We start from the raw sequence: 23,982 nt of genomic DNA on the forward strand, positions 1-23,982 counted from the left end.
CGCACTGCGGCAAAAGCACAATGGTTTAACGGCCTGTCCGGCCTCCTCACAGACGGTGTCCCCATGAACGATCATCAGCAACCGATTCACCCGGTTCCCGCCGCCCAAGGTCTGTACGACCCGCAAAACGAGCATGATGCCTGCGGCGTCGGCTTCGTCGCCCATATCAAGGGACACAAGAGTCACGAAATCATCCAGCAGGGCCTGAAGATTCTCGAGAACCTCGATCACCGGGGCGCCGTCGGCGCCGATCCGCTGATGGGCGACGGCGCGGGCATCCTGATCCAGATTCCGGACGGCTTCTATCGCGAAGAGATGGCCCGGCAGGGCGTGACGCTGCCGCCGGCTGGCGAATACGGCGTCGGCATGATTTTCCTGCCGAAGGAGCACGCGTCGCGCATCGCCTGCGAACAGGAGCTCGAGCGCACGGTGAAGGCCGAGGGTCAGGTCGTGCTCGGCTGGCGCGACGTGCCGGTCGACCACGCCATGCCGATCTCGCCGACCGTGAAGGCGAGCGAGCCGCTGATCCGCCAGATCTTTATCGGCCGCGGCAAGGACATCATGGTGACCGACGCGCTCGAGCGGAAGCTGTACATCATCCGCAAGACCGCGAGCCATCGCATCCAGGCGCTGAAGCTCAAGCACGGCAAGGAATACTTCGTGCCGTCGATGTCGGCGCGCACGGTCGTCTACAAGGGTCTGCTGCTGGCGGGCCAGGTCGGCGTGTACTACCGCGACCTGCAGGACGACCGCACCATCTCGGCGCTCGCACTCGTGCACCAGCGCTTCTCGACCAACACGTTCCCGGCGTGGGAACTGGCTCACCCGTACCGCATGATCGCCCACAACGGCGAAATCAACACGGTGAAGGGCAACGTCAACTGGCTGAACGCGCGTACCGGCGCGATCGCCTCGCACGTACTCGGCGACGATCTGCCGAAGCTGTGGCCGCTGATCTATCCGGGCCAATCGGATACGGCATCGTTCGACAACTGTCTCGAACTGCTGGTGATGGCCGGCTACCCGCTCGTCCACGCGATGATGATGATGATTCCGGAAGCCTGGGAACAGCACACGCTGATGGACGAAAATCGCCGCGCGTTCTACGAATACCACGCCGCCATGATGGAGCCGTGGGACGGCCCCGCCGCCATCGCGTTCACCGACGGCCGCCAGATCGGCGCGACGCTCGACCGTAACGGTCTGCGCCCGGCGCGCTACATCGTCACCGACGACGACCTCGTCATCATGGCGTCGGAAGCCGGCACGTTGCCTATTTCCGAGTCGAAAATCGTCAAGAAGTGGCGTCTGCAGCCGGGCAAGATGTTCCTGATCGACATGGAGCACGGCCGCATCATCGACGACAAGGAACTGAAGGACAACCTCGCGAACGCCAAGCCGTACAAGAGCTGGATCGACGCCGTGCGCATCAAGCTCGACGAGATCGAGGCGAAGGCCGAAGACGTCGTGACGGAACGCCGCGAAGCTGCTGCGCTGCTGGATCGCCAGCAGGCGTTCGGCTACACCCAGGAAGACCTGAAGTTCCTGATGGCGCCGATGGCGCAAGCGGGCGAGGAAGCCGTCGGCTCGATGGGCAACGACTCGCCGCTCGCGGTCATGTCCAACAAGAACAAGACGCTCTATCACTACTTCAAGCAGTTGTTCGCGCAGGTCACGAACCCGCCGATCGATCCGATCCGTGAAAACATGGTGATGTCGCTCGTGTCGTTCATCGGCCCGAAGCCGAACCTGCTCGACACGAACAACATCAACCCGCCGATGCGTCTCGAAGTGTCGCAGCCGGTGCTCGACTTCAAGGACATCGCGAAGATCCGCGCGATCGATCAGTACACGGGCGGCAAGTTCAGCTCGTACGAACTGAACATCTGCTATCCGGTCGCCTGGGGCAAGGAAGGCATCGAGGCACGCCTTGCGTCGCTGTGCGCGGAAGCCGTCGATGCGGTCAAGTCCGGTTACAACATGCTGATCGTGTCGGACCGCAAGACCGATCGCGACAACGTCGCGATTCCGGCGCTGCTCGCTACGGCCGCGATCCATACGCACCTCGTGCAGCAGGGTCTGCGCACGAGCACGGGTCTCGTCGTCGAAACCGGTTCGGCGCGTGAAACGCACCACTTCGCGCTGCTCGCGGGCTATGGCGCGGAAGCCGTGCACCCGTACCTCGCGATGGAAACGCTGAGCCAGCTCGCGGCCGGCCTGAAGGGCGACCTGTCGGCGGAGAAGGCGGTCTACAACTTCACGAAGGCAGTCGGCAAGGGTCTGCAGAAGGTCATGTCGAAGATGGGTATTTCGACCTACATGTCGTACACCGGCGCGCAGATTTTCGAAGCGGTCGGTCTCGCCGCGGATCTGGTGTCGAAGTACTTCCACGGCACGTCGTCGAAAGTCGGCGGCATTGGTCTGTTCGACGTCGCGGAAGAAGCGATCCGTTTGCATCGCGAAGCATTCGGCGACAACCCCGTCCTCGCGAACATGCTCGACGCGGGCGGCGAGTACGCATACCGCGTGCGCGGCGAAGAACACATGTGGACGCCGGATGCGATCGCCAAGCTGCAGCACTCGGCGCGCAGCAACTCGTACCAGACGTACAAGGAATACGCGCATCTGATCAACGATCAGACCAAGCGCCACATGACCTTCCGCGGCCTGTTCGAGTTCAAGTTCGATCCGACCAAGGCGATCCCGCTCGACGAAGTCGAACCGGCGAAGGAAATCGTCAAGCGTTTCGCGACCGGCGCAATGTCGATGGGCTCGATCAGCACCGAAGCGCACGCCACGCTCGCCGTCGCGATGAACCGCATCGGCGGCAAGTCGAACACCGGTGAAGGCGGTGAAGACGCGAACCGTTACCGCAACGAACTGCGCGGCATTCCGATCAAGAACGGCGACACGATGAAGTCCGTGATCGGCGACGAAGTGGTCGTCGACATTCCGTTGAAGGAAGGCGATTCGCTGCGCTCGCGCATCAAGCAGGTCGCGTCGGGCCGCTTCGGCGTGACGGCGGAGTACCTCGTGTCGGCCGACCAGATCCAGATCAAGATGGCGCAGGGCGCGAAGCCGGGCGAAGGCGGTCAGCTGCCGGGTCACAAGGTGTCGGACTACATCGGCAAGCTGCGTTACTCGGTGCCGGGCGTCGGCCTGATTTCGCCGCCGCCGCACCACGACATCTACTCGATCGAAGATCTGGCGCAGCTGATTCACGATCTGAAGAACGTGAACGCGTCGTCGAGCATCTCGGTGAAGCTCGTGTCGGAGTCGGGCGTCGGTACGGTTGCCGCGGGTGTCGCGAAGGCGAAGGCCGACCACGTCGTGATCGCCGGTCATGACGGCGGCACGGGTGCATCGCCGCTGTCGTCGATCAAGCATGCGGGCACGCCGTGGGAACTGGGTCTCGCCGAAACGCAGCAGACGCTGGTGCTGAACCGGCTGCGCGGCCGTATCCGCGTGCAGGCCGACGGTCAGATGAAGACCGGCCGCGACGTCGTGATCGGCGCGCTGCTCGGCGCTGACGAGTTCGGCTTCGCGACGGCGCCGCTCGTCGTCGAAGGCTGCATCATGATGCGCAAGTGCCATCTGAACACGTGCCCGGTCGGCGTCGCGACGCAAGATCCGGTGCTGCGCGCGAAGTTCCAGGGCCAGCCGGAACACGTCGTGAACTTCTTCTTCTTCATTGCGGAAGAGGCGCGCGAAATCATGGCGCAACTCGGTATCCGCAGGTTCGACGACCTGATCGGTCGCGCGGAACTGCTCGACACGAAGAAGGGTATCGAGCACTGGAAGGCGAAGGGCCTCGACTTCTCGCGTGTGTTCTACCAGCCGCAAGTGCCGGCGGAAGTCGCGCGCAAGCACGTCGACGTGCAGGATCACGGCCTCGACCGCGCGCTCGACCACACGCTGATCGAGAAGGCGAAGGCCGCGATCGAAAAAGGCGAGCACGTGTCGTTCATCCAGCCGGTGCGCAACGTGAACCGCACGGTCGGCGCGATGCTGTCGGGCACGATCGCGAAGAAGTACGGCCACGAAGGACTCGCGGACGACGCGATCCACATCCAGTTGAAGGGCACCGCGGGTCAGAGCTTCGGCGCGTTCCTCGCGAAGGGCATCACGCTGGATCTGGTCGGCGACGGCAACGACTACGTGGGCAAGGGCCTGTCGGGCGGCCGCATCATCATCCGTCCGACCAACGATTTCCGCGGCAAGTCGGAAGAGAACATCATCTGCGGCAACACGGTGATGTACGGCGCGATCGAAGGCGAAGCCTTCTTCCGCGGCGTGGCCGGCGAGCGATTCTGCGTGCGTAACTCGGGCGCGACGGCGGTCGTCGAAGGCACGGGCGACCACGGTTGCGAATACATGACGGGCGGCACGGTCGTCGTGCTCGGCGAGACGGGCCGTAACTTCGCGGCCGGTATGTCGGGCGGCATCGCGTACGTGTTCGATCCGGACGGCATGTTCGCGAGCAAGTGCAACAAGTCGATGGTCGCGCTCGAACCGGTGCTGCAACAGGCCGAACAGGAGCGCACGGTCGATCAGGGCGTGTGGCATCGCGGCATGACCGACGAAGCGCTGCTCAAGGGGCTCATCGAGCGTCACTTCCAGTTCACGGGCTCTCCGCGCGCGAAGGCGCTGCTCGAAAACTGGGACGCGGCACGCCGTCAGTTCGTGAAGGTGTTCCCGACCGAATACAAGCGCGCGCTCGGCGAACTCGCCGCGAAGAAGGCGAACAGCGAAGTGCTCGCCGCCTGAGCTGCCTTCACGGAAGTCAACTTTAGACGTACCCGCCGCGTTCCGACCAATCGACGCGTGGCGGGTCCAGATTACCCCCCTAGATACAGATAGAGAAGAGAACCACATGGGCAAGGCAACCGGTTTTCTCGAGTTCGAACGTCGCCACGAGACGTACGAGGCTCCGCTCACGCGTGTGAAGCACTACAAGGAATTCGTCGCGGCACTGACCGACGACGAAGCGAAGATTCAAGGCGCGCGTTGCATGGACTGCGGCATTCCGTTCTGCAACAGCGGCTGCCCGGTCAACAACATCATCCCGGACTTCAACGACCTGGTGTTCCGTCAGGACTGGAAGAACGCGATCGAAGTGCTGCATTCGACCAACAACTTCCCCGAGTTCACGGGCCGCATCTGCCCGGCACCGTGCGAAGCGGCGTGCACGCTCGGCATCAACGACGACCCGGTCGGCATCAAGTCGATCGAGCACGCGATCATCGACAAAGCCTGGACCGAAGGCTGGGTCGCGCCGCAAACGCCGAAGCACAAGACCGGCAAGAAGGTCGCCGTGGTCGGCTCGGGCCCCGCGGGTCTCGCGGCCGCGCAGCAGCTCGCGCGCGCCGGTCATGACGTGACCGTGTTCGAGAAGAACGACCGGATCGGCGGCCTGCTGCGTTATGGCATCCCCGACTTCAAACTGGAGAAGTGGCAGATCGACCGCCGCATGCGCCAGATGGAAGGCGAAGGCGTGACGTTCCGCACCAACGTGTTCGTCGGCAAGCCGGACTCGCTGCCGGCGCACATCGGCAACACGGCGAAGGAAACCATCACGCCGGCCGAGTTGAACGAACAGTTCGACGCGGTCGTGATCGCCGGTGGTTCCGAAATGCCGCGCGATCTGCCGGTGCCGGGCCGCGAGCTCGAAGGCGTGTACTACGCGATGGAATTCCTGCCGCAGCAGAACAAGGTCAACGCCGGCGACAAAGTGCCGAACCAGCTCGTCGCGAAGGGCAAGCACGTCGTCGTGATCGGCGGCGGCGATACCGGTTCCGACTGCGTGGGCACGTCGAACCGTCACGGCGCGAAGAGCGTCACGCAGTTCGAACTGCTGCCGCAGCCGCCGGAAGAAGAGAACAAGCCGCTCGTATGGCCGTACTGGCCGATCAAGCTGCGCACGTCGTCGTCGCATGAGGAAGGCTGCGAGCGCGACTGGGCGGTCGCGACCAAGCGTCTCGAAGGCAAGAACGGCAAGGTCGAGAAGCTGATCGCCGCGCGCGTCGAATGGAAGGACGGCAAGATGGTCGAAGTGCCGAACTCCGAATTCATAATGAAGGCCGACCTCGTGCTGCTCGCGATGGGCTTCACGCAGCCGGTGTCGCCGGTGCTCGAAGCGTTCGGCGTCGACAAGGATGCGCGCGGCAACGTGCGCGCCACGACCGAGGGCGACAAGGCGTACTACACGTCGGTGAACAAGGTGTTCACGGCAGGCGACATGCGCCGCGGCCAGTCGCTCGTGGTGTGGGCGATTCGCGAAGGCCGTCAGTGCGCACGTTCGGTCGATGCGTTCCTGATGGGGCATTCGGAACTGCCGCGTTAAGCGTCTTCAGCCGGTGTGCGTGCCTGGCGTTCCAGGCCGCGCGCGCCGGCCACGATTTGCAGGAAGACGTGGAGACGACAAGGCGCCCCATGAATGGCACCTGTAGCGGGAAAGCAATGCAGTAAAAAAGAAACCGGGCTCGCCTGAAAGGGGGAGCCCGGTTTTCTTTTATCCCGTCGCGGTGCGTTATGTCCGCCTCATTGGCGATAGCGCGCGAGCGTCAGACCGTCGAGATCGATCTCCGGTTTGCGCTGCGCGATCAGATCCGCGACCACGCGCGCCGAGCCCATCGACATCGCCCAGCCCGTCGAGCCGTGCCCGAGGTTCAGCCATAAGTTGTCGATGTTGCACGGGCCGAGCAGCGGCGTGCCATCGGGCGTCATCGGCCGGTGGCCGACCCAGAAGTGCGCGGAAGTCGGATTGGCCGCGTGCGGAAACCAGTCGCGCAGCACCGTGAGCAGCGTTTGCAGCGCCTGCTCGCGCAACGTCGTCTGGCGATTGCCGAGCTCCGCTGTACCCGCGATGCGCAGGTTGTTGCCGAAGCGCGTGATCGCCGTCTTCAGCGATTCGTCCATCAGTGCCGCCCGTGGCGCTTTTTCCTCGTCGGTCACAGGCAGCGTGGCCGAATAGCCCTTCACCGGATAGAGCGGCACCTTCACGCCGAGCGGCGCGAGCAGCGCCGCGCTATCGACGCCGAGCGCGACGACCACCGCGTCGGCCGGCAGCGTCTGCGCGCCCTGCTCGCTTTGAATATGCACGCCGCGCACCGTCGCTCCCTCGACATCGAGCGACGTGACGCGCGTGTCGAAGCGAAAGCTCACGCCATTGCGTTCACAGATCGCGCGCAGTTCGCGGGTGAAGCGCGCGCAGTCGCCGGCTTCGTCGTCGGGCAGATAGAGGCCCGAGAACGGCGCTTGACGCGCCCAGCGCAGACCGGGCTCGATCTCCGCGCACTGCGCGGCGCTGACTTCCCGATGCACGATGCCCCCCTCGCGCAGCACCGCAAGCGCCGGCTGCGCGAGTTCGACGTCGTACTCGCTGCGAAACAGTTGCAGATAGCCCTGGCTGCGGCCGTAGTCGAACGGATGACGGCCGCGGAATTCGTGCAGGCAAGCGCGGCTGTAGTACGCGATGCGCTGCATACGCTGCTTGTTCACGCGAAAGCGGTCGAGGTCGCACTCGCGAAGCCAGCGCGCGATCCAGCGCCATTGGGCCGGATCGAGCGTCGGCCGGAAGATCAGCGGCGAGGCCGGCTTGAACAGGTACTTGAGGATTTTCACCGGCATGCCGGGCGCGGCCCATGGCGTCACGTAGCCCGGCGCGATCACGCCGGCGTTGCCGAAACTCGTGGACAGGGCGACGTCGGGTTCGCGCTCGATCACCGTCACGTCGCAGCCTTGCTGGCACAGATAAAAAGCAGTGGCGACGCCGATGACGCCGCCGCCGAGTACGATCGTTTTCATGATTGGGAACTGCGGTGTCAGACGATCTCAAGCGGCGGAGCCAGCCGCCCCTAGCACCTTGCCCTTCGTTTCCGGCAGGCACAACGCGGCGACGATCACGAGCAGATACCCCGCGCCCGCGACGATGCCCATCGCCTTCACGAGCGTCATCGTCTGCGCGAAGGTGCCGACGAGTATCGGGAAGAACGAACCGAGCCCGCGCCCGAGGTTGTAGCAGAAGCCTTGCCCCGAGCCGCGGATTTCGTTCGGATACAGCTCCGACAGATACGCGCCGATGCCCGCGAAAATCCCCTGCACGACGATGCCGAGCGGGAAGCCGAGCGCGAGCATCATCGTGTCGGTGATCGGCAGCATCGTGTAGACCATGCCGAGCACGAACGAGCCGACCGCGAACAGCACGAACGACGCGCGCCGGCCGATCCTGTCGCACAGAATCGCGCCGACGATATAGCCGGCGAACGAACCGACGATCAGCACGATCAGATAGCCGCTCGTATTGAACACCGACAGATGGCGCTCCGTCTTCAGATAAGTGGGCAGCCACGTCGTGATCGCGTAGTAGCCGCCGAGCATGCCGGTGCACAGCGCGCTGCCGAGCACAGTTGTCTTCAGATGCTCGGCTGAGAAGATCTGCATGAAGTGCGACGTGTTGATGCCGCTTTCGCGCGCGCGACGCGTCGCGACAAAGATGTCGGGGTCGCTGACGTTGCGGCGGATATAGATGATCCATGCGGCGGGCAGCAGGCCAACCCAGAAACACGCGCGCCACGCGTACTGCTCGGGCAGCAGCGCGAAAGCCGCCCAGTAGACGATCGCCGCGGCCGCCCAGCCGAACGACCAGCTGCTCTGCACGGTGCCGACCGCCTTTGCGCGATGCTGTGGCGAGCGGATCGTCTCGGCCATCATGATCGTCACGACCGACCACTCACCGCCGAAGCCGATGCCCTGCAGCGTACGCGTGGCGAGCAACTGCCAGAACGACTGCGTGAAGCCAGACAGGAACGTGAAGATCGCGAAGGTGGCGATCGTCCATTGCAATACACGGATGCGGCCGTGGCGATCGGCAAGAATGCCGGCGAGCCAGCCGCCGATCGCCGACGAAATCAGCGAGCTGGTGGCGATCATGCCTGCTTCGCTTTTGCTCATGCCCCACGTCGCGATCAGCGTCGGGATGAGGAACGAGTAGATCATGAAGTCGAACGCGTCGACCGCGTATCCGCCGAAACCGGCGAATAGCGTGCGACGCTCGCGCGGGGTCAGCTCGGTGAACCATTGGAGAGAAGACATGTTTTGTTGTGGTCTCCAGGTTTCTTGTGCCTGCGGGGGCCGGATGGGAGGGTGTCAGTATTCTACGGGGATGCGGCGTCGTGAGGCCAGTTGGGGTCAAAAAGGGCGTGCGCGCGGTAACGGCCGATAAGGCACCGCAAGGGAACGGAAATCGGTGGGCCAACCGTCCCTCTTTTTTCTTACTAACCCCTACGATGTAACGCAAAACTTTCTGGTCAACGTTAAACTGCGTCTGCAGCCCCGGCTGCCCCACGCAATCCTCCTATACACCTGTCGCCCCGATGTCCGTTACCGCGAAAAACCGTTCGCCTTTCCGCGCCTTTGCGAGCACGACCGTGCCCGTGGAGCGCGGCATGCCCGGCGAAGCGTCGGCGGCGCGGCGACGCTTTCTGAGGGGCTCGGCCGGTGCGATGCTGGCCGCGGGTTTCGGCAGCACGCTGCTGTCCGCCTGCGGCGGTAGTCTCGAAGCCGATCAGCCGGCTACGCCGCGGCTCGTGTCGGTCAGCAACTTCCGCGATGTCGGCGGCGCGGGTGCCGGCTACCTGACCGTCGACGGCAAACAGATGCGGCGCGGCGTGTTCTATCGCGCGAACGCGCTGACGCTGAGCGGCACCGACACGGCGACGCTCGACAAGCTCGGTATCGTGTCGGTCTACGACCTGCGCACGCCCGCCGAAATCGCACGCGCCGCCGACGTGCTGCCGAGCGGCGCGACATCCTCGACGCTGAACGTGCTCGGCATGAACGACTTCGTCGCGCCCCCGGTCGATTCTCCCGTCGACGCCGTCGCGTTCATGCAGGCGCAGGCGCGCGCGTATGTGACGGGCGGCCCGCAGCGAGCCGCCTATGGGGCGTTGCTCGGCGCGCTCGCCGACGGCACGGGCGCGCAGCTATTCCACTCGAACGCGGGCAAGGATCGCGCGGGCTGGGTCGCGGCGCTGCTGCTCAGCATCGCCAACGTTCCGCTCGACGTGATCATGCAGGACTACCTGCTCAGCAACGTCTATCTCGCGCCATCGATCGCCGCGCAAACCACCACGCTGCGCGCGCAGGAAGGCGCGGCCATCGCGACGGCGAGAGCGCCGTTGCTCGACGTGGACGAGAACTATCTGCAGGCGGGCTTCGACCAGGTGCAGGCGAGCTACGGCACGATGGCGAGCTACCTGACGCAAGGCCTCGGTCTTTCCACGGCGACGGTCGACGCGCTGCGCAATCGGCTCGTGCATTGACGCGCTTCGCTGGCGCGCTTTGGTGGCCTTCCTACAGGGCAAAAAAAAGTCCGCCGCAGAGGTGCGGGCGGACCGGGAAGGGCTGCATCAAGGTTGCCGGGGGTGACTATAAGGCCGCACCCCGCGCGACAGTCGATGCGGTAAGGGCAGGTAAGTGTCCGGTCCGCGCCGCGTTTGCCTGCGAGCATCCTTACGACAGCGCCGGGTCCACCGGCAATTCGATCCGTACTTCGAGCCCCCCCTGCGCGTGATTGCGCACGAGGCAGCGTCCACCGCGATCGTGCGCGAGCCGCGCGACGATCGCGAGACCGAGCCCGCAATGGCCTTCGCCGCCGCGCGCGGCGTCGAGCCGCACGAACGGCTTCATCGCCGCGGCAATGCGGTCGTCGGGAATGCCGGCGCCGTGGTCGCGCACGCTGATCGTCCAATGACGGTCGCTGCACGCGGTCGAGATTTCCACGGGCGGCATGCCGTGTTCGAGCGCGTTGTCGACGAGGTTCGTCACGAGCCGGTCGAGCAGCGTGCGCGGCAGCGTGAACGAGGGGCCGGCGCGCAGATCGAGCGCGAACAGCGGGGTTTCGGCGGGGTCCGCCGCTTCGGCGGTTTCAGCGGCCTCCGCGTAATCGCCCGAGGAAAACTGCTCGCGCAAGAACTCGTCGACTTCGACGGGCGGTCCGGCGTCCGCCGATTGGCCCGCGAATTCGAGGAACTGCTGGACGATGTTGGTCAGGGAATCGACGTCGCGGATCAGGCCCGCGCGCTCGTTTTCGTCGACCAGCACGCTTGCGCGCAGCTTCAGGCGCGTGAGCGGCGCCTTCAGATCGTGCGCGACGCCGGCGAGCATCACCGCCTGGTCGTCGCCGGCTTCGTTCAGGCGCCGCATCATGTCGTTGAATGAGCCGATCAGCTCACGCAGCTCGCGCGGGCCCTGCACCGGCACGGGTTGGGGCCGGCCGCCCGAGCCGAACGCGCGCGACGCATCGGCCACGCGCGACAACGGCCGTTGCATCTGCCACACCGCGAACAACGACAGGATCAGCCCGGCGATCAGCATCGACACCGATTCGATCAGAAAGCGCGGCGGCGGCGGCAGGTCGACCGGCACGACGACCCAGTTCGACTTGCCCGGGACCAGCACCCACAGTTGCGGCGGACGCAGATCGTCGACGGCGATCTGCGTGCCGGCCGGCAGGTTCTCACGCAGGTGCCGGCTCAGTTCGACCACCATATGCTCGTGCGGCTCGCCCAGATGCACGCTGGTCGGCATGTTCCAGGTGGGCACCAGATGTACGCGCATCGCCGGCGCGAGCGCGGCGCCCTTGATCGGCTCGCCGTTGATCGCCTGCAGCACGAGCAGAATGCCGCGCGCGAAGCCGTCGATTTCATGGCGCGGCGGCTGCATCGTCACCAGCACGAACCAGCTCGCCTGAATCGCGAACAGCACCGCCGCCGACAGCAACGCCATTCTGCCGAACAGCGTGTTCAGCGGATTTCTCATGCGCTCGGGGCGGCCCCGTCCTCGAAGGGTGCGCCGTTGGCGTCGGGCACGAACACGTAGCCCTTGCCGCGCACCGTTTGCACGTAGCACGGGTTCGACGGATCGTCCTCGATCACGCGGCGCAGGCGCCAGATCGGTACGTCGAGGCTACGGTCGCGGAACGCGAGGTTGTCGCGATGCACGAGATCGTGAATCAGCACGCGCGACAGCACCTTGTACGGATTGTTGACGAAGATCTTCAGCAGCGCGAATTCGCTGTCGCGCAGCGGCAGCTTGGCGTCGTCGCGGCTCAGCGAGCGCGTGGCGAAGTCCAGTTCGAATGGACCGAAGCGATAGCGCTTGCGTGCTTCGGGCGCGCTCGTGGTGGACGGCCCGCGCCGGCGCAACACGGTCTGGATCCGCACGAGCAGTTCGCGCGGATCGAACGGCTTGGTCAGATAGTCGTCCGCGCCGAGCGACAGGCCGACGATGCGGTCGGCCACCGTGCCGCGCGCGGTCACGAAGATCACCGGGATGTCGTCGCCGGCGGCGCGCAACGCGGTGAGCGCGCGCAGGCCGTCGGTGTTCGGCATCATGATGTCGAGCACGACGACCGACGGCCGCTCACGCTCGAGACGACGCTGCAAATGGGTGCCGTCATGCAGCACGGACGCATCGAAGCCGTTCGACTGCAGAAACTTGCAAAGCAGATCGCGTACGACCGGATCGTCGTCGACGATAAGGACCTGTGGATTCATGGCGAAATTCTAGACTGGCCCGCCCGACGCGCGACCGGGCATTTCCTTACCAACGCTTACTGTGTGCCGCTCGGTGCTGGCGGGCTCGCGCCGGGGCGGATCAGCGAAGGTGCAGCGCTTACTTTAGCACTGCCTGATCCGGCTCTGCGCGACGACAGGCACGCGATGACAACAGTTGGCAAGCACTCGAAAGCCCTCGCAAGCCCACGGAACGGATCGTAACAACCGCGCGAAAGCGTGCTTTGCTTCGCCCATCGTCGGCACCCGCGCGGCGCGATGATTGGTTCCGCAGCAAGTCGCGCCGCACGCCGAACGAGGCCCGCTGCCTCGGACGACGGCGCGCGGCGTTCAACCGACACCGGTGCGCAATGCGCACCTTCGCGAGGTCCATCATGACGATCCACAATACGCTCAGTTCCACGCCTTTCTCCTCGCTGGCGAATAAGCCGGCCACGGAGAAATCCGCCAGTTCAAACTCCACGGGCGCAGCGGCGAAATCGCAGCAGAGCGCCGGGCTCGGGAAGCCTGCACTGCCTGCGCCGGGCACGGGGCTCATCGGCCATCTGCTCAACACGACTGCGTGAATCGGCGAGGTCCGCGTGCCGTTATCCAGAACTACTGAGCAGCGGCGGCGCGCCGTGGCGTGGCTCGTTGCCGGCGCGCTGCTGTTGCCGCTCGGCGGCTGCGGCGCCGCGGCGCTGCCGTGCCGGGTCACGGCGGCGACCCTGAAAGTGCTGCCGGTCGTCGGCCATGCGGCGGCGACGCCTTTCGACATGTGCGCTTCCGCGATCGATTGAATCATGACGCTTACCCGGATGGTTGGTGCACTGATGCTGCTCGGCGGCGTGCTGTCGTGCGCCGCGCATGCACAGTTCGTCGCGCGCAGTGCGAAGGCGGCCAGCGCGGCATCGAATAGCGTCGTCACCGACACGCGGCGGCGCTCGCCGGACGCGCCGTTTTCGTTTCGCGGCGTCGCGCTCGGCATCACGATCGACGAATTCCGTGCGGGCTCGACCGTGCGCGCGACGCCGGTCGGCAGCGTGCCGATCTGCGAGACGGACGTGCAGGCCGGAGCGCTCGGCATGCGGCTGAAGTCGCACGATAGCCTGAGCGTCGCATGCCGCTGGGCGCATCGCGATGATGAACGCTGGGCGGTGTCGCAGGCCGTGGTCGATGGTGCGCCGGCGCTCGAACACGTGATGCGCTTCGCGCGCATCGACGGGCAGGGCGCGCTGCGTCTCTACGAGATGTCGTTCGTGATCGACGAGCTGACCGCGGAGGATCTGCGCGACGCGCTCGAGGATCGTTACGGGCCGCCGCGTCTCGCGACCCGCAACGCGGCGGCGCCGGGCGCGATGCCGATGTACGTATGGGAGAACGCGGTGAGTTCGATCACTCTGTGCTTTCTGCCCGGCAGCCGCAACGGCACGCTCACGTATCTGCTGAAGGGCTCGGATGCGTGGATGAAAGCGGTCGTGCGGCAATGGCAGGCGAGCGGCGCCGACGCGGGCTGACGCGGGCTGACGTTTGCCAGGCAACCCTGATTACCGGTGCGATCCCAACGCCGAAACCGGGCGGTGTCCGGATAGGCCGCCTCACTTCGACTCCTTTCATCCTTTCCGCCACGGAGCCAGCATGACCGCGCTACGTCTCACCCTCGTGCTCGGCGCCGCGAGCTGTCTCGCGGCCTGTTCGAGCGCGCAGACCAGGTCGATCGTCGAAACGCCGATGGCGCCGCCGCTCGCGTCCGCGCCGTTGAACGTCAACACGCAAGGCGCGATCTATCAGGCCGGCGCGCCGTTGCTGCTGTATGAGACGCCGCGCGCGCAGCACGTCGGCGACGTGCTGACGATCCGGCTGTCGGAATCGTATAGCGGCAACAACAGCGCGAGCGCGTCGGCGAACCGCACGAGCAGCATCACCGCGACTGCCGCGGATCAATCGACGAATGCCGCCGCGCGACTCGCCAAACTATTCAACATCGGCTCTGCCAGCACCGACTACAAAGGGCAGGGCAATCTGAGCGACATCAGCGACATGACGGGCACGCTAGCCGTGACCGTGATCGGCACGGTGTCGGGCGGCAATCTCGTCGTGTCAGGCGAGAAGGTGATCGCGATGAGCGGGACCCGCGACCGTCTTCGACTCTCGGGCATCGTCAATCCCAAGGACATCGAAGCAGGCAATTACGTCGCGTCGAGCAAGGTCGCGAACGCGCGCATCGAGCAGGCGGGCCTCGGCATGGTCAACGATGCGACGACGATGGGCTGGCTGCAGAGGATGTTTCTGAGTGTGCTGACGTTTTGACCGTCAGCCGGGTCAGCGCGGTGCGCGCGACACCGCGCTGCGCGTTACGTGCGACGCGTGGGCCGCATCAACCGGCTTCGACCATCAGGCGCCGCTAACCGAGCGGCGGCGCAAGCCCGCGTTCGGCCGCGCCGATCTCGCCGTCCGGCACGAACACGTAGCCGTGTCCCCACACCGTCTGCACGTAGCGCGGTTCCGACGGGTCCACTTCGATCAATCGACGCAAGCGCCAGATCGATACGTCGAGACTGCGATTGCGATGCGCTTCGCTATTGCCGTGCAGTTTTTCGAGCAGCTGCGCACGCGTGAGCACGGTCATCGCGTGCGTGACGAACACCTTCAGCATCGCGAATTCGCTCGAACGCAGCGTGATGCGTTCGCCGTCGCGGCGCAGTTCGCGCGCGGGGAAGTTCACTTCGAAGCGGCCGAAATGATAGGGCGCGCGCTGTTCGGGCGCGCCCGGCGCGATCGAGCCGCGACGCCGCAGCACGGTGCGAATCCGCGCGACGAGCTCGCTCGGTTCGAAAGGCTTGCCGAGATAATCGTCGGCGCCGAGTTCGAGGCCGATCACGCGATCGATCGGATCAGCGCGCGCGGTCAGCAGGATCACGGGAATGTCGTCGCCGGCGACACGCAAGGCGCGCAGCGCGCTGATGCCGTCGAGCTCCGGCATCATGATGTCGAGCACGACGAGCGCGGGACGCTCCTGCTGCAATCTGCGCTGCAACGCCAAGCCATTTTCCAGCATGGCGACCTTGAAGCCGCGGCCGTGCAGATATTCGCTGACGAGCTCGCGTACGACGGGATCGTCATCGACGATCAGGATGGTCTGGTTCATTCAGGTCATCTTAGTGATGCGCACGGGCCGCGCAAAGCGTATACCGCTTTCCAATCCTTTCCCGTGTAAGGCGCTGCAAGCGAAAGCAAAGCCGCAAGCACTCAGTGGGGCGGCGGGAAGGCCTGCGAGGTTTGCAGGGTCTGCTGTTGCTGCGCTTGACGCGGGAAATCGGTCCGATCGACCACCATCCGCTCGATCAGCCCGCCGAGCTTGACCGAGGCCGACGAAAAACGGTCGGTGTTCAGGCCGCCGGTCTGATAGCGCGCGGTGACCAGAATGCGGCCACTCTGGATCAGCGTCAGATCGATGATCGACAGGTACTGGATCGATTCGTCGCTGAACGAGCGGCGGCCATAGTCGATCGCGGCGTCGTAGACGAGCCGCGCTTCGCAGCCGGCCGGCGAGGTACCCGGATTGTAGACGTCCGAACGAATACCGCGCCGCTCGAGCGCGAGCTGCAGCGCCGGCACGAAATCGCCGACCGACACCGTCGGGTTCACTTCGATGCAGAGGTGCCGCAAATCCGCGGGCCGCCCGTTGACGAAGGTCGGCGACGAGTAGTTCGACGCGATCGCGTAGCCGGCCTGGATGACCGAGCCGGTGGCGTCGGCGGCCTGGATCAGCGTCCAGGCGCAGCCGTCGAGCGCGAGCGTCAGCGTCGCGGCGAAGGCGGCGAGGGCGCAACGACGCCGGCATATCAGCGAGGCGACCAGACCCAGGCGCGAATGCCTGGTTGCCGCTGGCGCGCGCACGGTCGGCGACGAGGTCATGAGGCAGCGCCCGATCCCGGTCACGAAATGCGATGGAGCATCAAAAGCAGCGACGGCCGCGCGCTCAGCGCGTCACGCGCAGTCGCAGTTCGTTCTGACCTTGCACGCTCGCGGTGACGTTCACGCGACGGGCGTCGGTGGTCACGACGAAATGCTGGCGCACCGGTGTGTTGACGTCATGCACGACGCGCGGAAAGCAGGCGGCGATGTCGGCGCCGAGTTCTTCGAGCGGATCGTTGATGACGCCGTCGGCTTGCCAGTGCGCGCGCCAGTGGCAGTCGTACGCGTGCGGGCTGGCGCGGCAATCGTCCGTATTGGAGACGCCCGGCAGTTGCGCGGCGGTCTCGTTTGGCAGTCGCCGGAAATCGCTCGCATCGACGATGTGCGTGAGCGCCGCGCAGATATCGGCGGGTTGGTTCGGCTCGGTCGTTTGCGCGGCATCGACGGCGTTCGTGAGCAGCAGCGCCGCGCCGCAGGTGAGCGCGATGCGCGGGAGCAAAGACGGGAGCAAAGGTGAAACACGGCGAGCGAATGACATGGGCGAGGAGTCCGAAGAGCGGTTGCGATGAAAGACGTGACTGACATCAACGACGGCCGGCGCATGGCGCGGCCCGTACGACTATCGTCGCTGCTCGCCGGCATTTTCAAAGCGCGGAACAGCTTGCGCGCTCCGCAAATGCTTTCGAACTCTTCTCGTGTCTTTCCGGATGTTGCGCCCGGAGGTGCCGGCGCGCAGGCGAGGCTTAACCGAGCGTCAAGCCGCCATCGATGTGAATCACCTGGCCGGTGATGTGGCGTGCCGCGTCGGACAGCAGGAATGCGATCAGCGCGGCGACGTCGTCCGGTTCGGCAACATGACCGAGCGGCGTGGCTTCGGCGGCGTGCGCCCACACGGCCGCGTTGTCGGCGCTTGGGCCGCGATCCTTGCGCGTGTAGCCCGGCGCCACGCAATTGACGGTCACGCCGAGCGGCGCGAGCTCCGCGGCCGCCGTTTTCGCAAGCGCTTCGAGTGCCGCTTTCGCGGCCGCCGTCGCGGCGAATGGCGCATCCGCGCGATAGCGATGCGCGACGAACGAACTCAAGGCGACCACGCGACCGCGCTTCGATGTTTCGAGCGCGGGCATCGCGCGCCGCACGAGCGCGGCGAAGGCGGCTGGCATCGCGGCGAAGGCGGCGCCGAAGGTGTCGGGATCGAGCGCGGCCAGCGTTTGGCGCTGCGCATGGCCGGCGTTCGCGACCAGTTGATCGAGTGCGCCGAAGCTCGCGAGCGTCTGATGGATCACGTGCTCCGCCGCGCCGCGCTCGGCGAGGTCGCCGAACACGGTCGCGCAGCGTGCGCCGCTTGCCGTGCAGTCGGCGGCAACCTGCACGAGCCGTCGACGGGAGGCGTCGTCTGCGCCGCGCGCGTGCAGCATCAACGACGTATGCGGCGCCGCGAGGCGCCGTGCGAGCGCCGCGCCGATGCCGGAACCGGCGCCGGTGATCAGCACGACGCGAGCGGCGGTGCCGTGCGCTTCGCTGACGTGAGCGCCGCTCGCGTCGCTCACGCCGCTACCGCTTCGACAGAACGCTCGACGTCGAGCGTTTCGTCATGGAACGCTGCGAGCGATTCGCGATGCGCGACGCTGACGATCGCAGCCTTCGGCAACCGCTCGGTGAACAGCCGATAGAGCCGCGCCTCGTTTTCCGCGTCGAGCGCGCTGGTCGCTTCGTCGAGGAACAGGTAGTCCGGCTTGTGCAGCAGCACGCGCGCGGCGGCGAAGCGCTGCTGCTCACCCGGCGACAGCACGCGAGTCCAGTGCGCCGTTTCCTGCAGACGGTCCGCGTATTCCGACAGATGGCAGGTGATGAGCGCGTCGCGGCATTCGTCGTCGCCATAGGTGTCCGCCGCCGACGGATACGCGAGCGCCGCCTTCAGCGTGCCGATCGGCATGTAGCTGATCTGCGGGATGAACATCATGCGCGCGTTGACCGGTGCGTCGATCGAGCCGTCGCCGAACGGCCACAGGCCCGCGAGCGCGCGCATCAGCGTGCTCTTGCCGGCGCCCGACGGACCGCGCACGAGCCAGCGCGAGCCCGGCCGGATCGCGATATCGCGGATGCGCGACAGTGGGTTGCCATTGGGCAGGGCGAGCTGGAGGCTGTCGGTGGTAAGCGTGTTGCTGTCGACGAAATGCAGATTGATGCCGCCATGTTCCGTGGCCGGCGACACCGATTCCTTCAGACGCGGCGAATGCACGACGCGCTTGAATTCGCGCAACCGGTTCACGGTCGCGCGCCATTCGACGAGGCTCGTATAACTGTTGATGAACCACGAGAACGAATCGCTGACCGTGCCGAACGCGCTCGAAATCTGCATCAGCACGCCGAACGTGAACGCGCCCGCGAAGTAGCGCGGCGAGGCGACGACGATCGGGAAAATGATCGCGATCTGGCCGTAGAAGCTCAGCACGAAGGTCAGGCGCTTCGTGTACTTCATCACCTGCCACCAGTTGTCGCGGATGCGGCCGAACAGCGTGCGCGCGTTCGTCTTCTCGGTTTCCATGCCGTTGTAGAACGCGATCTGCTCGGCGTTCTCACGCAGCCGGATCAAGCCGAAACGGAAATCGGCCTCGACTTTCTGCGCCTGATAGTTGATCGACACGAGCGGATGGCCGACCTTCTGCGTGACGAGCGAGCCGCCCACCGCATACAGCGCCGCGGCCCACACCATGTAGCCGGGGATCTGCAGCGGCATGCCGCCGAGCGAGATGCTCAACGCGCCCGCGAGCGACCACAGGATCGTGATGAACGACACGAGCGTGACGACGGTCGACAGCAGATCGAGCGTTAGCGACAGCGTGGTGGTCGCGAACGACTGCAGGTCGTCGCTGATCCGCTGGTCGGGGTTGTCGGCGAGACGGTCGCGCTCGATGCGGTAGAACGCGCTGTCGTCGAGCCACTCGTTCAGGTAGCGGGTGGTCAGCCACTGGCGCCAGCGGAAGCCGAGCATCTGGCGCAGATAGCGTCCATACACGGCGAGGATGATGAAACCGAACGCGAGTCCGGTAAAGATCATCAGCAGGTGCGGGAAGTCGTGGACGTTCTTCGCCTGCAGCGCGTTGTAGAAGTCCCTGCTCCAGCTATTCAGGCGCACGTTGATCCAGACGACGAGCAGGTTCATCACGATGATCGTGACGAGCAGCCCCCACGCGATGCCTCGTTCCTCGGAAACCCAGTAGGGCTTGATCAGGGTCCACGCGGAGACCTTTTCGTCGGGCGGCAGCGCGGGGCTGGCGGAAGTATGTGGTGTCATGAGCATCCTGATGAAGTGCTGACCCGAAGTGCCATTCCGGCGTACGGGTCCGATCTGGTTGACCCATGTCGGGCGATCCCGCGAACAGCAGGCGCCTTTGCGAGGGCGTGGCTGCCGCGGGTCTGCGATACCTGGCCGGGCATCGCGCCATCACGCTCGATGAACGCGAGTCCGGACGGGCGCCCGATTCTGGCGTGACGCCCTTAAGCGAAAATTAATTTTCGGGGCCGGCATCCGCTGCGGTGCCGCCGCCACGCATGCGGCCACGAGCGTCGCGCGCGCCGCGTTTTTGCGGCACCGGTCACGGCATTGTGCCAGAGCGCCGGGCCGCTTCGCACCGGCATCTCGATAGACGGTGCCAGATCAAAATTGGGGTGGCGACCGTGGAGCGCTGGTTTGCGGGCGCCGCGCCTTTTATGGTCTAATGACCTGCGACGAAACAGGGGTGCTTCGCCCACAGGCGGCATGACTTTCATGCCGTGGCGGCGAGGCTGAGAGAGACCCTTTGCACCCGATCCGGGTAATACCGGCGCGGGAAGTTTCCGGAAGCAACCGTCTTCCATTCCCCGCCGGGCGGCGAGCGCAGCTCACATGTGCACGTCGTGACCGGCCGGCTTCACCCGCCGGTTTCGTCCTGGGTACGTGCGTTTTTGGCCGTACGGAAAGGACTCGATGACCGCCTATTCTTCAGACATGCATTTTTCCCTTCGTCACGCCGCCTCGGGCGAGCCGTGCCGTTTTGGTTTTGCCCACCGCAGTCGAACGGAGCGCGCGCGATGAACCGTCCCGCCCGACCCGATTTCGCCGTGCTCGGCGGCGGCCTGTGCGGCCGCCTGGTCGCGTGGCGCCTCGCTGGCGACGGGCATCGCGTGGCGCTCTACGAGCGCGGCGATGCCGCCGGTTCGCAGGCTGCCGCGTGGGTCGCCGCCGCGATGCTCGCGCCGCTGGCAGAGGCCGCGAGCGCCGAGCCGCTGATCACCCGGCTTGGCGCGAGTTCGCTCGAAAGCTGGCCGCGCGTGCTTGCCGAACTGCCGGAGCCGGTGTTTTTCCAGCGCAACGGCACGCTCGTCGTCTGGCATCACGCGGATCGCACCGAGGCGCCGCTATTCGAGCGGCGCGTGCGTGCGAACGCGCCGGCCGAGTTGCTCGACGGCGGCTTCGTCGCGTTGGCGGGCGCGCAGCTCGGCGCCGCCGAACCCGCGTTGGCCGGCCGCTTCAGCCAAGGCTGGCTGCTGCCGCGAGAAGGCCAGCTCGACAACCGCCAGGTGCTGTCCGCGCTCGCGGCCGGGCTTGCCGAGCGCGGCGTCGACACGCACTGGAACACGCCGATCGACGACGCGTCGCTGCCCGAGGCCGGCATCACCATCGATTGCCGCGGGCTCGGCGCGAAGCCGGTGCTGCCGACGCTGCGCGGCATCCGCGGCGAAGTTGCGCGCGTGCATGCGCCTCACCTGCAGCTGACGCGCCCGGTGCGGCTACTGCATCCGCGTTACCCGCTGTATATCGCGCCGAAGCAGAACGGCCTCTACGTGATCGGCGCGACCGAGGTGGAGGGCGAGGACATGTCGCCCGTCAGCGTGCGTTCGGCGCTCGAGTTGCTGAGCGCGGCGTTTTCGGTGCACCCGGGCTTCGGCGAGGCGCGCATTCTCGAGCTGAATTCGCAGTGCCGGCCGACCTTGCCCGATCATCGCCCCGCGCTGCTGTGGGACGGCGCGCGCACGCTGCGCGTGAACGGCCTGTACCGGCACGGCTACATGATCGCGCCCGAAGTCGCCGACGAAGCCGTGCGCTTCGCGAGCGCGCTGCTCGACGGCCGCGTCGGTGATGCCGACGCATTCGCCGGCTGGCGGCGCGACTCACGCTGGAGCGAGCTGTTCCAGCAGCATTTCGCGCGCGAGCCGGCCCGAGCGTAGCGGCCAACGTGCCGCGCGCGATGCCGCTTGCGCCATCGATTGAACCGTATTCGAACACCATGGACATTCACATCAATCAGAAGCCGTTGTCGCTGCCCGAGGGCGCGACTGTCGCCGATGCGCTCGCCGCCTTTGGCGCGCGTCCGCCGTTCGCGGTCGCGCTCAACGGCGATTTCGTCGCGCGTGCGCAGCATGCGGCGCGCGCGTTGCAAACGGGCGACCGGCTCGACGTCGTGCAGCCGGTCGCGGGCGGCTGAGCGCGACCGCGCCAGCCTCTCGCTTACCGAACGCAACAACCGTCGCCGAAAACCCATTGCCGCAACGCGGTCGGTTCTAGCCGCGAGGGCAAACCAGGATGATGCAAATGACTTCTCACGAGACCGCCGACGCGCTGACGCTATACGGTCAAACTTTTGCAAGCCGCGTGCTGCTCGGCACATCGCGCTATCCGTCGCTGCAATCGCTGTCCGATTCGATCGACGCCGCGCGCCCCGGCATGGTGACGGTCGCGCTGCGCCGTCAGATGAACGAGGGCCACGCCGAAGCCGGCTTCTTCGATCTGCTCAAGCGCCATGGCGTGCCGCTCTTGCCGAACACGGCGGGTTGCCTGAGCGTCGGTGAAGCGGTGACGACCGCGCACATGGCGCGCGAAATCTTCGAGACCGAGTGGATCAAGCTCGAACTGATCGGCGACGACTACACACTGCAGCCCGACCCGGTCGGCCTGATCGAAGCCGCCGCGCGGCTCGTCAAGGATGGCTTCAAGGTGCTGCCGTACTGCACCGAAGATCTGGTGATCGGCCGCCGTCTGCTCGACGCCGGCTGCGAGGCGCTGATGCCGTGGGGCGCGCCGATCGGCACCGGCAAGGGCGTGATCAATCCATACGGGCTGCGCGTGTTGCGCGAGCGGCTGCCGGACGTGCCGCTGATCGTCGACGCCGGGCTCGGCGTGCCGTCGCATGCGGCCCAGGTGATGGAGTGGGGCTTCGACGGCGTGCTGCTGAACACGGCCGTGTCGCAGGCGACGCACCCCGACGCGATGGCGCGCGCGTTCGCGCTGGGCGTCGAGGCGGGTCGGCAAGCGTATCTCGCGGGCCCGATGGCCGAGCGCGAGAGCGCGCACGCGAGCACGCCGGTGATCGGCATGCCGTTCTGGCATCAGGATGGAGGTGCCGCATGACTCAGTCGTTGACGCTGAAGGACCGCGATCTGTTCTGGCCGACGGCCGACGAACTCATCGAAGCCGCCGAGCGCATCCGCGCACGTCTCGGCGACTGGCCGCCGACGCACGCGCCGTGGCGCATCTGCCTGATCGCACCCGACGAACCGAACGGTGGCGACCTGATCGTAACCGCCGACGCACAGCAGCACGGCGAGCAAATCGCGCGCTGGCTGACGCGGGGTGCGGGCGTGATCGTCGCCGCGGAAAACCGCGCGACGCTGCATCTGGGCGGCGAGAAGTACGGCCTCGAAGGCCATCTGGCGGAAGACTGGATTCCCGCGCTTGCCGCGTTCCTCGACTGCGGTTTCGATCCGCACGACGCGCTGGTGCTCGCGCTCGCGTGGCGCGATGGCGACGAGACCCGCGCCGACGATGCTTTCCCGGCCGACCTCGCTCGCTTTCCGCGCCTTACCGACCTGCCGGCGGCACCCGCCAAGGCGTTCCCGCGCTGCCCGGCAAGGCTCGGCCTGTATCCGGTGTTGCCGACCGCGGACTGGGTCGAACGGGTGGTCGGCTTCGGCGTGAAGACGGTGCAGTTGCGCCGCAAGTCGGCCGAACCCGCCGACGAGCTGAAGCGCGAAATCGCGCGCTGCGTGGCGGCCGGCCGCGCGCACGACGCGCAGGTGTTCATCAACGATCACTGGCTGGCGGCGCTCGAGGCGGGCGCATACGGCGTGCACCTCGGCCAGGAAGACGTGCATACCGCGGATCTGTCCGCGCTGGCCGACGCGGGCATCCGCCTGGGCCTGTCCACTCATGGCTTCTACGAGATGCTGAAGGCGCTGCATTTCCGGCCGAGCTACATTGCATTGGGCGCCGTGTTCCCGACCACGACCAAGGTCATGCCGACCGCGCCGCAGGGCTTGCGCCGCCTCGCACGCTATGTGCGGCTGCTCGACGGCGTGGTGCCGCTCGTCGCGATCGGCGGGATCGATCTGCAGGTGCTGCCGGACGTGCTCGCGACCGGTGTCGGCTGCGCGGCCGTGGTGCGCGCGGTGACGGAAGCGGCCGACCCGGCCGCCGCCGTTTCTGCACTGCAACACACGTTTACGCAATAATCGTCAGGCATAGTCAAGGAAC

20 protein-coding genes and 1 riboswitch are annotated in these 23,982 nt (G+C 66.1%); of the genes, 11 read left to right on the forward strand and 9 right to left on the reverse strand.

Annotated features, from left to right (window positions below; all coding sequences use genetic code 11):
• The first annotated feature begins 63 nt into the window (after positions 1-63).
• The gene (locus tag HDG34_RS30640) at positions 64-4,767 is read left to right on the forward strand and encodes a glutamate synthase-related protein (protein WP_184065518.1); all 4,704 of its coding nucleotides are present in this window, start codon (positions 64-66) and stop codon (positions 4,765-4,767) included.
• Positions 4,768-4,873: 106 nt separating this feature from the next.
• Positions 4,874-6,343, forward strand: a complete 1,470-nt coding sequence (locus tag HDG34_RS30645; RefSeq protein WP_184065521.1) for a glutamate synthase subunit beta — start codon at positions 4,874-4,876, stop codon at positions 6,341-6,343.
• Between the two features lie 197 nt (positions 6,344-6,540).
• Here HDG34_RS30645 and HDG34_RS30650 read toward each other — a convergent pair whose 3' ends face one another.
• Positions 6,541-7,806, reverse strand: a complete 1,266-nt coding sequence (locus HDG34_RS30650; RefSeq protein ID WP_184065523.1) for a D-amino acid dehydrogenase — start codon at positions 7,804-7,806, stop codon at positions 6,541-6,543.
• Between the two features lie 27 nt (positions 7,807-7,833).
• A complete protein-coding gene (locus HDG34_RS30655; RefSeq protein WP_184065526.1) occupies positions 7,834-9,093 on the reverse strand; it encodes an MFS transporter in 1,260 nt (419 codons plus the stop codon).
• A gap of 353 nt (positions 9,094-9,446) precedes the next feature.
• On the opposite strand from HDG34_RS30655, the gene HDG34_RS30660 reads away from it, so the two are divergent.
• Positions 9,447-10,322, forward strand: coding sequence for a tyrosine-protein phosphatase (locus HDG34_RS30660; protein WP_184065529.1), 876 nt, complete (start codon positions 9,447-9,449; stop codon positions 10,320-10,322).
• A 190-nt stretch (positions 10,323-10,512) separates the two neighbouring features.
• Here HDG34_RS30660 and HDG34_RS30665 read toward each other — a convergent pair whose 3' ends face one another.
• Positions 10,513-11,820, reverse strand: coding sequence for an ATP-binding protein (locus HDG34_RS30665; protein ID WP_184065532.1), 1,308 nt, complete (start codon positions 11,818-11,820; stop codon positions 10,513-10,515).
• Positions 11,817-12,557 carry a response regulator gene (locus HDG34_RS30670; protein WP_184065535.1) on the reverse strand — a complete coding sequence of 247 codons (741 nt, stop codon included), beginning with the start codon at positions 12,555-12,557 and terminating at the stop codon, positions 11,817-11,819. The genes HDG34_RS30665 and HDG34_RS30670 overlap by 4 nt, the downstream gene beginning before the upstream one ends.
• 392 nt (positions 12,558-12,949) lie before the next feature.
• Between HDG34_RS30670 and HDG34_RS39935 the strand changes: the two genes are divergently transcribed.
• The 4 genes from HDG34_RS39935 (at position 12,950) to HDG34_RS30685 (ending at position 14,864) form a co-directional block, all read left to right on the forward strand.
• Complete coding sequence (locus HDG34_RS39935; RefSeq protein ID WP_260331864.1) at positions 12,950-13,141, forward strand: hypothetical protein; 192 nt, start codon at positions 12,950-12,952, stop codon at positions 13,139-13,141.
• A gap of 15 nt (positions 13,142-13,156) precedes the next feature.
• Entirely contained in the window at positions 13,157-13,354 is a 198-nt protein-coding gene (locus HDG34_RS39940) for a DUF6726 family protein (RefSeq protein WP_184070632.1), read from the forward strand.
• Positions 13,355-13,357: 3 nt separating this feature from the next.
• A complete protein-coding gene (locus HDG34_RS30680; protein ID WP_184065542.1) occupies positions 13,358-14,071 on the forward strand; it encodes a hypothetical protein in 714 nt (237 codons plus the stop codon).
• Positions 14,072-14,192: 121 nt separating this feature from the next.
• A complete protein-coding gene (locus tag HDG34_RS30685) occupies positions 14,193-14,864 on the forward strand; it encodes a flagellar basal body L-ring protein FlgH (RefSeq protein WP_184035706.1) in 672 nt (223 codons plus the stop codon).
• Positions 14,865-14,958: 94 nt separating this feature from the next.
• On the opposite strand, the gene HDG34_RS30690 is transcribed toward HDG34_RS30685, so the two are convergent.
• The 5 genes from HDG34_RS30690 to HDG34_RS30710 form a co-directional block, all read right to left on the reverse strand.
• Positions 14,959-15,702 carry a response regulator gene (locus HDG34_RS30690; protein WP_184065545.1) on the reverse strand — a complete coding sequence of 248 codons (744 nt, stop codon included), beginning with the start codon at positions 15,700-15,702 and terminating at the stop codon, positions 14,959-14,961.
• Positions 15,703-15,803: 101 nt separating this feature from the next.
• Positions 15,804-16,472, reverse strand: a complete 669-nt coding sequence (locus HDG34_RS30695) for a hypothetical protein (RefSeq protein WP_184065548.1) — start codon at positions 16,470-16,472, stop codon at positions 15,804-15,806.
• 64 nt (positions 16,473-16,536) lie between these two features.
• On the reverse strand, positions 16,537-17,010 hold the full coding sequence (locus tag HDG34_RS30700; RefSeq protein WP_184065549.1) for a hypothetical protein: 474 nt from the start codon (positions 17,008-17,010) through the stop codon (positions 16,537-16,539).
• Between the two features lie 205 nt (positions 17,011-17,215).
• Positions 17,216-18,019 (reverse strand): SDR family NAD(P)-dependent oxidoreductase, encoded by an 804-nt coding sequence (locus HDG34_RS30705; protein WP_090802109.1) that lies wholly within the window; start codon positions 18,017-18,019, stop codon positions 17,216-17,218.
• Positions 18,016-19,767, reverse strand: a complete 1,752-nt coding sequence (locus HDG34_RS30710) for an ABC transporter ATP-binding protein/permease (protein WP_184065552.1) — start codon at positions 19,765-19,767, stop codon at positions 18,016-18,018. Before HDG34_RS30710 ends, HDG34_RS30705 begins: the two co-directional genes overlap by 4 nt.
• A gap of 431 nt (positions 19,768-20,198) precedes the next feature.
• Positions 20,199-20,322, forward strand: a riboswitch (TPP riboswitch).
• A gap of 221 nt (positions 20,323-20,543) precedes the next feature.
• Between HDG34_RS30710 and HDG34_RS30715 the strand changes: the two genes are divergently transcribed.
• From HDG34_RS30715 to thiE, 4 genes are all read left to right on the forward strand, one after another.
• The gene (locus HDG34_RS30715) at positions 20,544-21,680 is read left to right on the forward strand and encodes an FAD-dependent oxidoreductase (RefSeq protein WP_184065555.1); all 1,137 of its coding nucleotides are present in this window, start codon (positions 20,544-20,546) and stop codon (positions 21,678-21,680) included.
• Between the two features lie 59 nt (positions 21,681-21,739).
• Positions 21,740-21,937 (forward strand): sulfur carrier protein ThiS, encoded by a 198-nt coding sequence (gene thiS, locus HDG34_RS30720; protein WP_026225709.1) that lies wholly within the window; start codon positions 21,740-21,742, stop codon positions 21,935-21,937.
• Between the two features lie 107 nt (positions 21,938-22,044).
• Positions 22,045-22,860 (forward strand): thiazole synthase, encoded by an 816-nt coding sequence (locus HDG34_RS30725; protein ID WP_184052290.1) that lies wholly within the window; start codon positions 22,045-22,047, stop codon positions 22,858-22,860.
• Positions 22,857-23,960: a thiamine phosphate synthase gene (gene thiE / locus HDG34_RS30730; RefSeq protein WP_184065558.1), complete on the forward strand. Its 1,104-nt coding sequence runs from the start codon at positions 22,857-22,859 to the stop codon at positions 23,958-23,960. Before HDG34_RS30725 ends, thiE begins: the two co-directional genes overlap by 4 nt.
• The last annotated feature ends 22 nt before the right edge of the window (positions 23,961-23,982 follow it).

Origin of the sequence: Paraburkholderia sp. HC6.4b (genome assembly GCF_014200875.1) — a bacterium.
Classification (GTDB): Bacteria; Pseudomonadota; Gammaproteobacteria; order Burkholderiales; family Burkholderiaceae; genus Paraburkholderia; species Paraburkholderia tuberum.